General features: G+C 66.3%; 13 protein-coding genes. 3 read left to right on the top strand and 10 right to left on the bottom strand.

Annotation, left to right across the window (positions count from 1 at the left end; all coding sequences use genetic code 11):
* Positions 1-56 precede the first annotated feature (56 nt).
* Entirely contained in the window at positions 57-1,142 is a 1,086-nt protein-coding gene (locus L0U80_RS26105) for an AGE family epimerase/isomerase (RefSeq protein WP_233872802.1), read from the top strand.
* A gap of 289 nt (positions 1,143-1,431) precedes the next feature.
* Positions 1,432-1,875 carry a PaaI family thioesterase gene (locus L0U80_RS26100; protein ID WP_233872799.1) on the top strand — a complete coding sequence of 148 codons (444 nt, stop codon included), beginning with the start codon at positions 1,432-1,434 and terminating at the stop codon, positions 1,873-1,875.
* 90 nt (positions 1,876-1,965) lie between these two features.
* Here L0U80_RS26100 and L0U80_RS26095 read toward each other — a convergent pair whose 3' ends face one another.
* From L0U80_RS26095 to L0U80_RS26055, 9 genes are all read right to left on the bottom strand, one after another.
* Positions 1,966-2,814 (bottom strand): ureidoglycolate lyase, encoded by an 849-nt coding sequence (locus L0U80_RS26095; RefSeq protein WP_233872796.1) that lies wholly within the window; start codon positions 2,812-2,814, stop codon positions 1,966-1,968.
* An 82-nt stretch (positions 2,815-2,896) separates the two neighbouring features.
* The gene (locus L0U80_RS26090) at positions 2,897-3,640 is read right to left on the bottom strand and encodes an SDR family oxidoreductase (RefSeq protein ID WP_233872792.1); all 744 of its coding nucleotides are present in this window, start codon (positions 3,638-3,640) and stop codon (positions 2,897-2,899) included.
* Between the two features lie 109 nt (positions 3,641-3,749).
* A complete protein-coding gene (locus L0U80_RS26085; RefSeq protein WP_233872789.1) occupies positions 3,750-4,610 on the bottom strand; it encodes an amidohydrolase family protein in 861 nt (286 codons plus the stop codon).
* Position 4,611: 1 nt separating this feature from the next.
* Positions 4,612-5,652 (bottom strand): aldo/keto reductase, encoded by a 1,041-nt coding sequence (locus L0U80_RS26080; protein WP_233872785.1) that lies wholly within the window; start codon positions 5,650-5,652, stop codon positions 4,612-4,614.
* A 57-nt stretch (positions 5,653-5,709) separates the two neighbouring features.
* Positions 5,710-7,008: a UxaA family hydrolase gene (locus L0U80_RS26075; RefSeq protein WP_233872782.1), complete on the bottom strand. Its 1,299-nt coding sequence runs from the start codon at positions 7,006-7,008 to the stop codon at positions 5,710-5,712.
* 21 nt (positions 7,009-7,029) lie between these two features.
* Entirely contained in the window at positions 7,030-7,353 is a 324-nt protein-coding gene (locus L0U80_RS26070) for a UxaA family hydrolase (RefSeq protein ID WP_233872779.1), read from the bottom strand.
* Between the two features lie 21 nt (positions 7,354-7,374).
* On the bottom strand, positions 7,375-8,415 hold the full coding sequence (locus L0U80_RS26065) for an ABC transporter permease (RefSeq protein ID WP_233872776.1): 1,041 nt from the start codon (positions 8,413-8,415) through the stop codon (positions 7,375-7,377).
* Complete coding sequence (locus L0U80_RS26060) at positions 8,405-9,994, bottom strand: sugar ABC transporter ATP-binding protein (RefSeq protein ID WP_233872773.1); 1,590 nt, start codon at positions 9,992-9,994, stop codon at positions 8,405-8,407. The genes L0U80_RS26065 and L0U80_RS26060 overlap by 11 nt, the downstream gene beginning before the upstream one ends.
* A gap of 8 nt (positions 9,995-10,002) precedes the next feature.
* Positions 10,003-11,103 (bottom strand): sugar ABC transporter substrate-binding protein, encoded by a 1,101-nt coding sequence (locus L0U80_RS26055; protein WP_233872770.1) that lies wholly within the window; start codon positions 11,101-11,103, stop codon positions 10,003-10,005.
* Between the two features lie 274 nt (positions 11,104-11,377).
* On the opposite strand from L0U80_RS26055, the gene L0U80_RS26050 reads away from it, so the two are divergent.
* On the top strand, positions 11,378-12,187 hold the full coding sequence (locus L0U80_RS26050; protein WP_233872767.1) for an IclR family transcriptional regulator: 810 nt from the start codon (positions 11,378-11,380) through the stop codon (positions 12,185-12,187).
* An 18-nt stretch (positions 12,188-12,205) separates the two neighbouring features.
* Here L0U80_RS26050 and L0U80_RS26045 read toward each other — a convergent pair whose 3' ends face one another.
* Positions 12,206-14,233: an O-linked N-acetylglucosamine transferase, SPINDLY family protein gene (locus L0U80_RS26045; RefSeq protein ID WP_233872764.1), complete on the bottom strand. Its 2,028-nt coding sequence runs from the start codon at positions 14,231-14,233 to the stop codon at positions 12,206-12,208.
* Between the last annotated feature and the right edge of the window lie 25 nt (positions 14,234-14,258).

Raw genomic sequence — 14,258 nt, 5'->3', positions numbered from 1 at the left:
TACAATCGCGGACGTCGACACTACGTCGCACCCGTCTTTTGCTACAGACCCTGCTCATGACTGCACACTCCGGCGCAGAAAGGCTGCGCGATCACTTCGACCGCATCGTGTTGCCCCTGTGGCGCGGCCCGGGCTTCAACGCCGCGTTGCGCCTGCCCTACGAGGCCATGGATGCCGCTCGCGCCGCGCCGCTGCCTGTCACCCGCTACAGGGCGATGGCATGCGCCCGCCAGCTTTTCGTGTTCACGCAGATGGGCGATATTGCGCACGCCCATACGCTTTTCGAAGCCTTGCAGCATTACTTTCAGGACCGCGCGCGCGGCGGCTGGTTTTATAGCGTCGATGCGCAGGGCGCACCGCTCGATACAACCAAGGACCTCTACACGCACGCCTTCGTCGTGTTCGCGTGCTCGGTCTATGGCCAGCGCACAGGCAACAGCGCGGCGCTAGACGTTGCACGTGCAACGTCCGCGTTGATCGTCGACCGCTTCGCGGCTGAGGACGGCCTCTTCAACGCATCGCTCGACGCGTCGTTTGCTGCCGTCACCGGCACGCCGCTACAGAATCCGCTCATGCATCTCACCGAAGCCTGGCTCGCCGCCCGCGAAGCGACCGGCGATGCCGCCTTCGATGCCGCGCTCACGCAGCTAATCGAGGCCGTCGCACGGAGCTTCCTGCATGCGCCGACGGGCTGTATCGCAGAGTTGCCGATCGGTGCGGCCGACAACCGGCTCGAGCCGGGGCATCAGTTCGAATGGTTCTGGCTCGCGTCCTGCGCGGGGGAACGGCTGGGCGCGTCGGGGCTCGACGATGCCCTCGCGCGTGCGTTTCACTTCGCCGTGGAGCATGGCGTGGACCCCGAGAGCGGCGCCGTCGCGGCTGCGCTCGACGAACAAGGCCGGGTGATCGACGCCACGCAGCGCATCTGGGCGCAAACCGAGTATCTGCGCGCCATCGCCACGCACCGCGACGCGCCCGTGACCGCTACGCTGCCCGCGCAAATCGACCGTTTCGCGGCGCGCTTCCTGACGCCGCAGGGATGGGTCGAATGCCGGAGCGCTTCGGGAGACGTGGCGCGCGCCGACATGCCATCGACGACGCCTTATCACCTGCTATCGGCCTATCTGACACTGCCGGGCTGAACGACATGCGGGCGGAGGCAGCACGAACGGCGTCCTGCCCCGCACCGTCGACACCGCAAAACCGGAACGACCCGGCACCAACGCGAAGAACACCGCGGCGGCTCGCCACATATCGCCGCGCGGGACGCGTCAACCGCCAGCGCTCGCCCGTTGGCGCGCACTGCGGCAGCCTTTTAGAGGAATTCCCCGCAACAACTGGCGCATCCCAGGTCGATTCACCTTGCGCCGCCGCGAACCGCTTCCTAGAGTGGTTGGGACACCATGCGGGCGTGGCCCGGGGAATCCGACGATGACTGATCTTGTGGATCGTGCGCGCGGCGCCCTGCATGCGCAACCGTTCAGCGTGTTGCTTGGCACCGATCTGATGCACATAGGGGCGGATGAACTGACACTGCGGCTGCCGATACGCGACGAGCTGAGGCAGCAGCATGGCTTCGTCCACGGCGGCGTAATCAGCTACCTCGCCGACAACGCGCTGACCTTCGCAGGCGCTCTCGCGCTCGGGCCGCGCGTGGTGACCGGCGAATACAAGATCAACTATCTGCGGCCGGCACTCAATGGCACGCTGATCGCACGGGCGAAGGTGATCCACGCGGGCCGCCAGCAGGCGACCTGCCAGTGCAACGTGTACGTGATGGAGAACGGCGACGAGCACCTCGTCGCGCTCGCGCAGGGGACGGTGGTCCGGCTCCCGGAGCATGAGGCGCGCAGCGAAGCGGACTCCGCCGGCTGAGCCGCGCGAATATGACGTGAAACGCGGGGCGCGCGGCCCCGCGTTTCACTCACTGCCGACCTGAACGCGCAGAACGCGAGCGCGCGCCGCTTACTCGGCGGCGCGCGTCCTTTGCGTCTGCTCGCCGAGCCCTTCGATACCGAGGCGCACGGTCTGACCCGCCTTCAGGAACACAGGCGACGGCTTCACACCCATGCCGACTCCCGGCGGCGTGCCGGTGGAGATCACGTCGCCTGGCTGCAGGCTCATGCACTGCGACAGATACGAAACGAGCTTCGCGACGGTGAAGATCATCGTGCGCGTGTTGCCGTTCTGATAGCGGTGGCCGTCCACTTCGAGCCAAAGATTGAGGTTCTGCGGATTGGGCACCTCGTCGCGCGTCACGAGCCACGGGCCGGTCGGGCCAAAGGTGTCGAAGCCCTTGCCCTTGTCCCACTGTCCGGCGCGCTCGATCTGCCACTCGCGCTCGGAGACGTCGTTGACGATGCAGTAGCCCGCCACATAGTCGAGCGCGTGCGCCTCGTCCACGTACTTCGCGTGCTTGCCGATCACGACGCCCAGCTCGACTTCCCAGTCGGTTTTCTTCGAACCGCGCGGAATTTCAATGTCGTCGTTCGGACCGACAATCGCGCTCGTCCACTTGTTGAACACCACCGGCTCGGGCGGCACGGGCATGCCGGACTCGGCGGCATGATCCGCGTAGTTCAGACCGATGCACACCATCTTGCCGACATGGCCCACACACGCGCCGATACGCGGATTGCCTTCGACGATGGGCAGCGTCTCCGGGTCGATCGAGCGCAGTTGCGCGAGACCCGCGTCGGAGAGCACGTCTCCGGCGATGTCGGTCACCGTGCCGGCCAGCGAGCGAATCCGGCCTTCGGCGTCGAGCAGGCCCGGTTTTTCATGGCCTTTCGGGCCGTAGCGAAGCAGTTTCATTAGCTGTGTTTCCTCTGAGATGTTCCAGTTAAATCCAGTGTCGCCGGTTAGTGGGGTAGCGAGCACCAAGCGGGCACCAGGCTCAGTTCACCCAGCCGCCGTCGATCACATGTGCCTGGCCGGTCGTGAACGACGATTCGTCCGAGGCGAGATAAAGCGCGAGCGCGGCGATCTCCTCCGGCTTGCCGACGCGCCCCATCGGCTGACGCGCGGCGAATGCCGCGCGCGCCGCATCGACGCTCGTGCCCTGCGCGCCCGCCTGCGTCGCGATGCGTTCTTCGAGCGAGGGCGACGCCACGGTGCCCGGACAGATCGCGTTGCAGCGGATACCGCGCGTGACGAAGTCGGCGGCGACCGACTTCGTCAACCCTATCACAGCCGCCTTCGACGCGCCGTACACAAAGCGGTTGGGCACACCCTTCACGCTCGACGCCGCCGACGACATGTTGATGATCGACCCGCCGCCCGCGTCGAGCATGGCGGGCAGGAACGCGCGGATCATCCGGTACATCGCCTTCGCGTTCAGGTCGAAGGCGACGTCCCAGTCCTCATCGCTCGCTTCGAGGATCGAGCCTGCGTGCACGAGCCCCGCGCAGTTGAACAACACGTCGATCGCACCAAGCTCGCGAGCGAGCGCCGCGATGGCCTGCGCATCGCGCACATCGAGACGCCGTGCGTCGACCGGCAGCGGCGCGAGCGCGTCGGGACGGATATCCGTGGCAATCACGCGCGCGCCTTCTCGTACGAACAGTTCGGCGGTGGCGAAGCCGATGCCCTGCCCCGCCGCCGTAATCAACGCTGTCTTGCCGGCCAGTCTCTGTGCCATCTGTCACTCCGGTTTGAATCTGTTGGAATTCGCTGGAATTGCGGCCGCGCGATACCGCCTGGTGCAGCCGCGTTCAGGGGATGAAGCTTGTATCGGTACCGTCCCGCGCTCAAAGTCGGTAAAAAGCCGCCGCGTTCGCGCCGAATACGGCCTCGCGTTCAGCGTCCGAGAGCGGCGCGAGGAGATGCTGCGCGCACGTGTGCCAGCGTTCATAGTCGCCGTTGAGATTCAGCACCGGCCAATCGCTGCCCCACATGAGGCGCTGCGGACCGAACGCCGCCAGCAAATGCGCGATCCACGGACGCAGCGTTGCGTCGGTCCAGCCCGGCGCGGCTTCAGTGGCCAGCCCCGAGAGCTTGCAGCACACCTGTGGGAAACGCGCGAGTCGCGTAATCGCGTCAGCCCAGGCGGTCCAGCCCGCGTCACCGTCGCGAATTGGCGGCTTCGCCCCATGGTCGATCACCACACGCAACGCGGGGTGCCGCGCGAGAAACGTGGCAAGCGCGTCAGCGTGGCGCGTGAAAATGAGCGCGTCGAAGGCAAGGTCGTGCGCGATCAGCGATTCGACCGCGCGCGATGTATTCGCGGTGGCGATCCAGTCGTCGGCGGGCAGGTCCTGCAGCATTGGACGCACGCCGCGGAATTTCGGCTCTCGTGCTAGATCGGCGATGAGTTCGGGCGCTTGCGGATCATCGAGCGGGACCCAGCCCACCACGCCCGCAATCGACGCATCATCGCGTGCAAGCGCAAGCAGATAGCGTGTCTCTTCGACGGTTTGAGCCGCCTGCACGACCACGGTCCGCGTCACGCCACAACGCTCGCGCAACGGTGCAAGGTCGCCCGGGCCGAAGGTGCGGTACAGCGCGGTCATCGCAGGCGTGAGCCAGAAGTAGTCGCCGCGCGAGGGGTCCCAGTAGTGCTGGTGCGCGTCGATCTTCGCCACCGTGGCGGTCGTGTCGGGCGTCGTCATATCAATACGAGGGCAGTGGCGCACGCGAATCGATGAGGCCCTGGTCGCGCAGTGCGACCCACAGACCGGCGGGAATGGCCACTTCAAACGCTGCCGCGTTCTCGCGCACTTCGGCCGCGCTGCGCGCGCCGTTGAGCACCGTTGCTATTGCGGGATGCGCATACGGAAACTGCAACGCAGCAGCCGCGAGCGGCACGCCAAACGACCGGCACACGTCATCGAGCCGGGCAACACGTTCGAGTATCTCGGGCGGCGCATCGCCGTAGTTGAACTTGCGATCGCCGCTCAACCCGTGCGCGAGAATGCCCGAATTGAACGCGCCGCCGAGCAGGATGCTCACGTTGCGCGCCACGCACTCGGGCAGCAGATCGTCGAGCGGCGCCTGTTCGAGCAGGGTATAGCGACCCGCGAGCAGCGCACAGTCGATGTCGAATTCGCGCATGAGTTCGAGTATCACCTCGCGCTCGTTCACGCCGAGGCCCACGGCCTTCACGACGCCCGACGCGCGCAATTCGTCGAGCGCGCGAAAACCGCCGCCTTCGGTCAACTGCCGCCAGTAATGCTCGTTACGCTCGCCATGCGTGTACCGGCCAATGTCGTGGATGAGCACGATGTCGATATCGACGATGCCAAGCCGCTGCTGGCTGTCCTCGAACGAACGCAGGATGCTGCCATAGGTGTAGTCGTAGATGGCCTCGAACGGCAGCGGGCGATCCCAGCCTTCGCTGCCATCGTAGGGATGCGTGCGCGGCACGAACCGGCGGCCCACCTTCGTGGAAATCGCGTACTCGCTGCGCGGATGACGCCTGAGCGCCGCGCCGAGCCGATGCTCCGCTTTCGTATGGCCATAGTGCGGCGCAGTATCGAAGAAGCGTATGCCCGCTTGCAGCGCGGCATCGACCGTCGCTTGCGCATCTTCTTCGGAAAGGTCGCGATACAGGCCGCCGAGCGGCGCCGTACCGAGGCCCAGTGCGGTCACGTCGAGCGCCGTGCGCCCGATGCGGCGCCTTTGCGCCACCTGCGGATAGAGCTCGTTCGCCATGCGAGAAGTCTCCCGATGAACGTTGGCGACAACAGATTACGCCATGTGCGGCGCGCGTCAATGCGGGTCGATCTTGATGACCGGAGCGCGAGCGCTCGCGGGCAGGCAAGCCGGACCGACCGGCTCGAAGGTCTTGTACGTGAGGATGAACTCCTGATGCCCGAGCGCCTCCGATTTCGAACGCGAGCCCGTCGCCACCGCGAGCGTGGCGTCGAACACTTCGCGGCCAACATCGTCGAGCGTGGCGCGGCCTTCCAGAATCCGGCCCGCGTCGATGTCCATGTCGCCCGCAAGATTGCGGTACGTGAGCGGATTCGCACAGACCTTGATGACCGGCGAAAGCGCCGAACCGACCACCGATCCACGCCCGGTCGTGAAGAGGATGACGTGCGCACCGCACGCGATCAGCTCGGCGATCTCGGCGTTGTCGCTGATGTTCGGAAATCCGAAGCGCGGTTCGCCGTCGGGCACCACGTCGAGCAGATAGAGACCGCCGGTGGCTGGCACATCGCCCGGTTTCACGATGCCCACGATCGGCGACGCGCCGCTCTTCGCATAGGCACCGAGCGACTTCTCCTCCTGCGTGGTGAGGCCGCCATCCGCGTTGCCCACCGCGAACGAGCCGTGCCCGAGAATCGAGTAATAGCGCGCGGCCTTCGCCACGCACGCGACGATGGCGTCACCCAGTTCGGGCCGCGCCGCGCGGCTTTGCATGTGGTACTCGCAGCCCACGAGTTCGCCGGTTTCCTCGAAGATGCAGGTCGCGCCCTCCGCAATCAGCTGATCGAACGCGCGGCCCACGGCCGGATTCGCCGTGATGCCGCTCGTGCCATCCGAGCCGCCGCAGATCGTGCCAACCACGAGTTCATCCAGTCGCATCGGCACCTTCGCCTGCGCTTCGAGCTGCCGACGCGCACTGCGCACCCAGTCCACGCCGTACTGGATCGTACTGCGCGTTCCGCCTTTTTCCTGAATCGTCAGTACTTCTACTGGTCTGCCGCTCGCACGCACCCGGTCCACGAGGAAGTGCTTGTTCATGCTCTCGCAGCCGAGCGACACGAACAGCACCGCGCCCACGTTCGGATGCGTGGCGAGCCGCTCCATCATTTTCTCGGCGTAGCTGTTGGGAAAGCAGCCGGGAAAGCCGATCAGATGCACGGGTGGATCGTGCGGATCGAGTGACGCATCGGCATCGTCGAACGCATCGAATGGCGCGCGGAACTGCGCCACGATCTCGCGCGCGACGTGATGCGCGCATTCAACGAGGTAAGCCACCGCGACGACGTTGCGGATGCCCTTACGGCCGTCGCTGCGCAGCCAGCCTTCGAGAGGCGGAGTGACAGAGGTGTCGGTCATGGCGAAGTGATCGAAGTGATTTCAGTGATGCACGAACTCGTGGCCCGCGTCGTGCGTGTAGGTAGGCAGGTAGTCGCTTTCCAGGTTGTGCGTGTGCAAATGCTCTCCGCGCGCAACAGGCGCGGTCACGTGGCCGATGCGCGCGCCGTAGCGCAGCACCTTCTCGTCTTTCGCGAGCGCGCGCCGCGCGACCTTGTGCCCGAGTTCGATCGTCTTCGGGAGCGTCACGCGTTCGCCCTCGATGAGGACCGTTTCGCCCGCAGCAAGCCGCGCCGCAGCAATGAGGCAGTTGTCGTCGGGGGTCAGCAGAATGAGACGAGGGTCCGTATGCAGTGTGCCGCTCAAGGTCGTTCTCCGCGTTGGCCGTCAGTTTTGTGCGTCGCCGCCCGCAAGCCGCGCCACCATCAGCGAGCCGAGGATGATCGCGCCGTAGATCGCCTGAATCCAGAACGACGGCACCTGGGCGAGCGTGAGCAGATTCTGAACCACACCGAGCAACAATACGCCCGAAAGTGCGCCGAGCATCGTGCCCTTGCCGCCGTCGAGCGAAATGCCGCCGATCACCGCCGCCGCGAACACCGTGAAGATCATGCCGTTGCCCTGGTTGGCATTGATCGCGCCCACGTAGCCCGTGACGATGAGGCCGCCGAGTGCCGCGAGCACGCTGCCGAGCACGAACACGCCCCACGTGATGCGCTCGACGCGGATGCCGGCGGCGCGCGCGGCGTCGGGGTTGCCGCCGATCGCGTAGAGCGCGCGGCCCACGCGGTGATAGCGCAGCATGAACGCGGCAATCGCAAATGCTGCAGCGGCGAGCCACACCGAAAGCGGCAGGCCCAGCACGAGCGTCGTGGCGAGCGCGAAGAACGACGGCGGCATGTCGAAGAGCGTGCCACCCTTGGTCACGCCAACGAGCATGCCGCGCAGCACGATCAGCATGGCGAGCGTGACGATGAAGGCGTTCAGGCGCAAACGTACGACGAGAAAGCCGTTGACGAAGCCGATCAGCGCACCCACGACGAGGATCGCAGCGAGCCCCGCGAATGCGGGCCACTGAAGCCCGAAGCCCGCGGACGCGGCCGGCATTACGAGCATCGCGCCGAACGCTGGCGCGATGCCGACCGTCGATTCGAGCGAAAGATCGAATTTGCCGGTCAGCACGATGAGCGATTCGGCGAGCACGACGAGCGCGAGCGCCGCCGAAGCGCCGAGCACGCTGATGAGATTCGCCTTCGTGAGAAAGCTCGGGCTCACGAATCCGCCGATCACGATCAGCAGGAGCAACGCGGGCAAGAGCGCGAAGTCGCGCAGTTTCGCCAGTTCGATGCGCGGCCGCGCGCCGTGGCGGGCGGCCGTTGCGTCGGCCCGTGCGGCCGCGAACGCGGACGTCGAGACACTATTCTTCATGGAGACTGACTCCTTCCACCGATGCGATCAGTTCGTAGTCCTGCCAACCCGCCTTGTATTCCGCGACAATGCCGCCGCGGAACATCACGAGCACGCGGTCGCAGGTGCGCAGGTCGTCGAGTTCGCTCGACACCACCAGTACCGCCTTGCCTTCGTCGCGCACGCGATCGACGACCGAAAGCAGCGCTTCCTTCGATTTCACGTCCACGCCCGCGGTGGGGTCGATCAGCACGAGCACGTCCGGATCGCTCGCGAGCGCGCGCGCCATCACCACTTTCTGCTGATTGCCGCCCGAGAGCCCGGACACGACATGCTCCGGCCCCTGCGCGACAATGCCAAGCGACTCGATCATGCGGCGGCCGAGGGCGTTTTTCTTCGCAGGCGGCGCGATGCCCAAACGGCCGAGCAGGCCCGCGATCGTCATCGTCCCGTTCTCCGCCACCGACTGCGTGAGCACGAGCCCTTCATGATGGCGGTCCTTCGGCACGCAGCCCACGCCACTCGCGAGCGCGGCGCTGACATCGCCCGGCTTGAGCGGCACACCGTTCACGCGGATCTCGCCCGTGCGCTGCGCGTTGAGCCCCGCAATCGCTTCGCCCACGCTCGTGCGCCCGCTGCTCGTCGCGCCCGTGAGGCCGACGATCTCCCCTCGCTTCAGCGTGAACGACACGTCGTCATAGTCGCGCCCGCAAAGGCCGCTTACGTCCAGTGCGACGCGCGCGTCGGCGGGCAGCGGCGCACGCGCAGCCGCGTCGGCGACATGGAGTCCGCCACGTTCGCCCGTCATCGCCTCGATCAAGCGCTCGCGCGGCAGTTCGCCCACCGGCGCGCTGACGATGTGACGCGCGTCGCGCAGCACCGTCACCGTCTGGCAGATCTCGTACACCTCCTGCAGGTGATGCGAGATGAAGAGGAACGTCACGCCGTCGCGCTGCAGATCGTCGATGCGCTGGAAGAGTCGCCGGATTTCTTCGCCGTCGAGCTGCGCGGTGGGTTCGTCGAGGATGATGAAGCGCGCGCCATACGACAGCGCGCGTGCAATTTCGACCAGCTGACGCGCCTCCACCGTGAGGTCGCCTGCACGCGCGTCTTCGCGCACGTCGATGCGCCAGTGGTCGAGCAGCGCGCGCGCGTCACGTCGCATCGCGGGCCAGTCGATCACGCCGCGTTTCACCGGCTGACGGTTGATGAACAGATTCTCTGCGACCGTGAGATCGCGAATGATCGTCGAATGCTGATACACGCACGCGACGCGTTCACGCCACGCGTCGCGGTTCGCGATCGGCGGCGCGCTTTGACCGTTGAACTGCACGACGCCCTCGTCGGGCTTGCGCAGCCCGGTGAGGATCGAAACGAGCGTCGACTTGCCCGCGCCATTGCGGCCCACCAGCGCATGCGACTCACCCGCCATCACGCGCAAGCTCACGTCGTTGAGCGCCGCGTAGGAGCCGAAGCGCTTTGTCACGCCGCTTGCTTCGACCACCGGCGGCAGCGCCGCCGGTGGTGAAACTTGCGCGGCCTCAGGTGCCCTGCCGCCCTGCGGCGGCAAGGCACCCGTCCGAACGATCCGATCGCTCATTTGACCGCTCATTTAACCGTATTGCCCCACAGGTTCTTGTCGTCGACGTTCGCCTTCGTCACGAGCGGTGCGGGCAACTGGTCTTCGAGAATCCCGGGCTGCAATTGCACGATCGTGCTGTCGTGGTCGGTTTTCCCCGGCTTGAACGTCTTGCCCTCCAGCGCGGCCTTGATGTAGTAGAGGCCATATTTCGCGTAGAGATCGGCGGGCTGCGAGACGGTCGCGTCGATCTCACCCTTGCGGATTGCATCGAACTCCTGAGGAATTCCATCGTTCGACACAATCACGACGTGCTTCGGATCGCCCGCCGGGAAGAGCAACTGCTTGCGGCGCAGCGTTTGCAGCGTCGGCGAGAGATACACGCCGCCCGCCTGCATGTAGATGGCCTTCACGTCGGCATTCGCGGTGAGCAGGCTGTCCAGCGCGCTCGCGGCCACGTCGCCCTTCCAGGCTGCCGGGATCTCCAGCAACGAGAGGTTCGGATAGTGCTTCAGGCACGCGCGAAACGCCTCGGAACGGTCGCGCCCGTTCACGGAAGCGAGGTCGCCCATGATCTGCACGACCTTGCCCGACTTCACGTGCTCGCCGATGTACTGGCAGGCCTTTTCGCCGTACGCGTGGTTGTCGGCGCGCACCACCATCGCCACCTTGCCCTGGGTCGGCGCGACATCCACCGCGACCACCTTCACGTCCTTCTGCGCAGCGCTGTCGAGCGCACGGCTGATCGCCGCCGAATCGATCGGGCCGACCACGATGCCCTTCGCGTTCAGATTCACCATGTTGTTCATGTCGGTGATCTGCTGCGCAGGGTCGTTGTTCGAGTTGACGGGCGCGAGGACGTCGAGGCCCATCTGCTTCGCGTAGACCGTCAGGTAGTTGTCGTACGACTGCCAGAAGGGCGAAGTGAGCAGCGGCAGGCCGAGGCCGACCTTGCCAATGTCCGCCGCGTGAGCGGGGCCGGTGGCGGCAAGCGCCGCCGTGCAGGCCGCCGCGACGCTCAGCGCCTTCGCGGCAGCGCTCGTCCGTGCGCGGACCAGGCCGACGGCACAGGCCGCCGATTCAGTAATACGGCGGGCCGTCCCGGGCCCGGATGCGAATGCGAACGCCATGTCTGTCTCCTGATTCTGTAGTTGTGAACCATCGATGTTGAGCGCCGCGTCCGCGTGGAACGACCGGACCGCCAGCGCACCGCTGCGACTGCCCCCTTCACATTCCAGACGACTCCGGTGTTTTGAAATTCACCAGTGAACGTATTATTCATATACGAATGAAAGAAGGTCAAGGAATGTGCACCGCAGCAAAGACCGGTGATTTCCCTGGGGCTACGCCCGCGCGAGGCGCGAGCGCCCGGATAATGGAATGACAACGACGGGGAGAGATCAGATGGAAGCCCAACCGAAAAACCAGGAGCCGGACGAGAAAGACGACGCCGACCGCTACCGCGCGCCCGCGCTGGACAAGGGGCTCGACATCCTCGAACTGCTGGCCGAGCAGCGCGGCGGCCTCACGCGTGCGGAGATCACGAAGGCGCTGGGCCGCAACGCGAGCGAGATCTACCGGATGCTGGAGCGGCTCGTTGCGCGGCAGTACGTGATGCGCTCGGAGGAAGGCGACCGCTACATGCTGAGCCTGAAGCTCTTCGCGCTCGCGCATCGGCATCCGCCGCTCGATCGCCTGATCGCGCAAGCGCTGCCGCTGATGCGGCACTTCGCCGACGAAGCCGAGCAGTCCTGCCATCTGGCCGTGTACGACCGCGGCAACCTGCTCGTGATCGCGCAGGTGGACGGTCCTGGCACATGGGGGATCGCGGTGCGGCTCGGCTCGCGCGTGGGGCTCGTCGATACGAGCTCAGGACGCACGATCCTCGCTTACCAGACGCCGGAGCAGCGAGCGCACATGCTCGCGGAGCATACGCAGGTGAAGGGCGAAGTGACGATCGACCACGCGGCGCTGGAGGCGGCGTGCGCGCAAGTGCGCGAGGTGGGTTTCTCACGCAAGGACAGCCAGCAGATCTTCGGCGTGACGGACGTTACCTTTCCGGTGCTCGGACCATCGGGGCAAGCCATCGCGGCACTCACGTGCCCGTTCCTGAAGCGGATCGACGAATATGTGGCCCCATCGCTCGATGAGGCGACCCGGATGCTCGGTGATATCGGGCAGGCGTTGTCGATGTTCCGGGACGAGGAAAGCTGACGCAGGCGTGCGCTTCGGTTACGGCACTGCCACCGGTTCGCGGCTCGCGCCTTCGCCGCGCGCTTCGCGCTCCACGATCGCCACGTAGAGCCGTTCGAGATCACGCGTGAACTGTTGAGCGTCGAAGAGCGGCGACTCGTAACGCGCCCTCGCGAGGTGCTCACGTAATTCGGTGCGCCAGCCCGGATCGGTTGCGATCGCAAGCGCAAGCTGGAAGTACGCGTCGAGATCGCGCGCGACGAGCGCCTGAAGCCCGACCGTGTGCAAAAGGCTCGCGCCCACGCGTCCGGCGAACAGATCGCCCGCGACGGTCACCATCGGCACCCCCGCCCAAAGCGCGTCGCTGCCAGTGGTATGCGAGCCCACAGGCAGCGTGTCGAGCGCGCAATCGGCCAGTTGCAGGCGCGCGAGGTGCGCATCCTGCTTCACGCGCGGCGCGAAAATCACTCGCGATGGATCGACATTCTGTGCCTGAACGAACGCCCGCAGGTTCGACTCGGCGCGCTCCGAGCCCGGCGCGAGCAGCCACAGCACGCTGCCCGGCACTGCTGCAAGCAGCCAGCACCAGATCGCCATCATCTGCGCGCCGAGCTTGAACGTCTGGTTGAAACTGCAGAACACCACACCGTTCGCGGGCAACCCGGCCTCGGCGCGCGACGGCGCCTGTGGCACGAGGCGCCGGTGATCGTTCGGCTGATAGCAATGCGGCATCAGCGCGAGCGTCTCGCTGTAGTGTCCAGCCGTTTCGGGCGGCGTCACCACCGCGTCGCCGATCAAGTAGTCCGCGAGCCGCGCGTGGCCAAGCGAGCCTGGGTAGCCAAGCCAGCTCACGATCACCGGCGCGGGCCGCAGCGCCGTGATGCCCAGCCGCGTATCGGTCGTGTAGCCCTTCAGGTCGACGAGTACATGCACGCCGTCATGCGCGATCTGCGCTGCGGCCTGCTCGTCGCTCATCGCGCGAATGTCGTGCAGCGTCGCTGGCAGGGTCGCGAGTCGCGCGCCCCACGCATCGCCGGCGCTGGGGCTCCACGAATACAGATGGACGTCGAAACACGCCGGATCGTGCAGTTCGAGCACGCCGGCGACGAGACGCATCGTCGCGTGGTCGTGAAAATCCGACGACAGGTAGCCGATGCGCAAGCGGCCGCCCTGTGCAAACGCTGCGAGTGCCGCAGCAAGGCCCGCACCACGCGAAACGAGCGGCACCGCTGCGAGTTCGCCGCGCCAGCGGCTGCCTGCGAAGCGCCGCCCGGCGTCGCGATGCAGCGCAGGCGTTAGCGACGGAATGCCGAGGAGGCCCCACGGCGTCAGATTTTCGGCCTCGCCGGACGCGACCATCGCCAGCGCCGCCTCGTCGATCTGCGGGAGTTGATGCCAGTGCGCTTCCCGCCGCCGCACGTACTGCGCCGACTCCCATCGTCCGCCGCGGCAATAGGCTTCGTCGGCCTCGTCGAGGCGGTTCAGACGCTCCAGCAGGCCACCGTAGCACTGCCACAGGTGCGCCGACGTGGAATTGATCGTGAGCGCCTGGCGCAGGCTCGCTTCGGCCTCATCGACGCGTCCCGCGTCCTGCTGCAGCATCGCGAGATTGCCATAGGCGAGCGCGTAGGCCGGATCGGCGGCAATGGCTTCGCGGTAACACGCCTCGGCCTGTGCTTGTGCGTTGGACTTTTTGAGCAGGTTGCCGAGATTGTTGAACATGCGCGCGTCGCGCAAGCCCGCGCCGATGGCGCTGCGATACGCTGCGATCGCGTCCGCGTCGCGGCCCTGCCAGAGCAGCGCCCAGCCGAGATCGCGCCAGTACGGACCCGTCTCGCGGATCGCGAGCGCCGAGCGGATCGCCTGCTCCGCTTGCTCGTAGCGCGACTGCCGCGAGAGCGTCACGCCGAGTTGATGGAGCGCGTCGGGATGAGTGGGGTCTTGTGCCAGCAGTTCGCGAAACATCGTTTCGGCGAGGGCGAGTTTGCCGGCGTCCAGCAGGTCGATGCCGCGAGTGAGGAGCGTTGCTGAGCGCGCGGAGGAAGAATGGGGGGCGGTGTTTTTCATCCCGCGATGATAGGAAGCGCCGCCG

This window comes from Paraburkholderia adhaesiva, from assembly GCF_021390575.1.
GTDB lineage: Bacteria > Pseudomonadota > Gammaproteobacteria > Burkholderiales > Burkholderiaceae > Paraburkholderia > Paraburkholderia adhaesiva.
This window is presented reverse-complemented; position numbering and strand designations above follow the sequence as displayed.

Excerpts from the sequence above, each read along its gene's own strand:
- L0U80_RS26105 (WP_233872802.1), top strand. The coding sequence starts at position 57 with ATGACTGCACACTCCGGCGCAGAAAGGCTGCGCGATCACTTCGACCGC.
- L0U80_RS26100 (WP_233872799.1), top strand. The coding sequence starts at position 1,432 with ATGACTGATCTTGTGGATCGTGCGCGCGGCGCCCTGCATGCGCAACCG.
- L0U80_RS26095 (WP_233872796.1), bottom strand. The coding sequence starts at position 2,814 with ATGAAACTGCTTCGCTACGGCCCGAAAGGCCATGAAAAACCGGGCCTG.
- L0U80_RS26090 (WP_233872792.1), bottom strand. The coding sequence starts at position 3,640 with ATGGCACAGAGACTGGCCGGCAAGACAGCGTTGATTACGGCGGCGGGG.
- L0U80_RS26085 (WP_233872789.1), bottom strand. The coding sequence starts at position 4,610 with ATGACGACGCCCGACACGACCGCCACGGTGGCGAAGATCGACGCGCAC.
- L0U80_RS26080 (WP_233872785.1), bottom strand. The coding sequence starts at position 5,652 with ATGGCGAACGAGCTCTATCCGCAGGTGGCGCAAAGGCGCCGCATCGGG.
- L0U80_RS26075 (WP_233872782.1), bottom strand. The coding sequence starts at position 7,008 with ATGACCGACACCTCTGTCACTCCGCCTCTCGAAGGCTGGCTGCGCAGC.
- L0U80_RS26065 (WP_233872776.1), bottom strand. The coding sequence starts at position 8,415 with ATGAAGAATAGTGTCTCGACGTCCGCGTTCGCGGCCGCACGGGCCGAC.
- L0U80_RS26060 (WP_233872773.1), bottom strand. The coding sequence starts at position 9,994 with ATGAGCGATCGGATCGTTCGGACGGGTGCCTTGCCGCCGCAGGGCGGC.
- L0U80_RS26055 (WP_233872770.1), bottom strand. The coding sequence starts at position 11,103 with ATGGCGTTCGCATTCGCATCCGGGCCCGGGACGGCCCGCCGTATTACT.
- L0U80_RS26050 (WP_233872767.1), top strand. The coding sequence starts at position 11,378 with ATGGAAGCCCAACCGAAAAACCAGGAGCCGGACGAGAAAGACGACGCC.
- L0U80_RS26045 (WP_233872764.1), bottom strand. The coding sequence starts at position 14,233 with ATGAAAAACACCGCCCCCCATTCTTCCTCCGCGCGCTCAGCAACGCTC.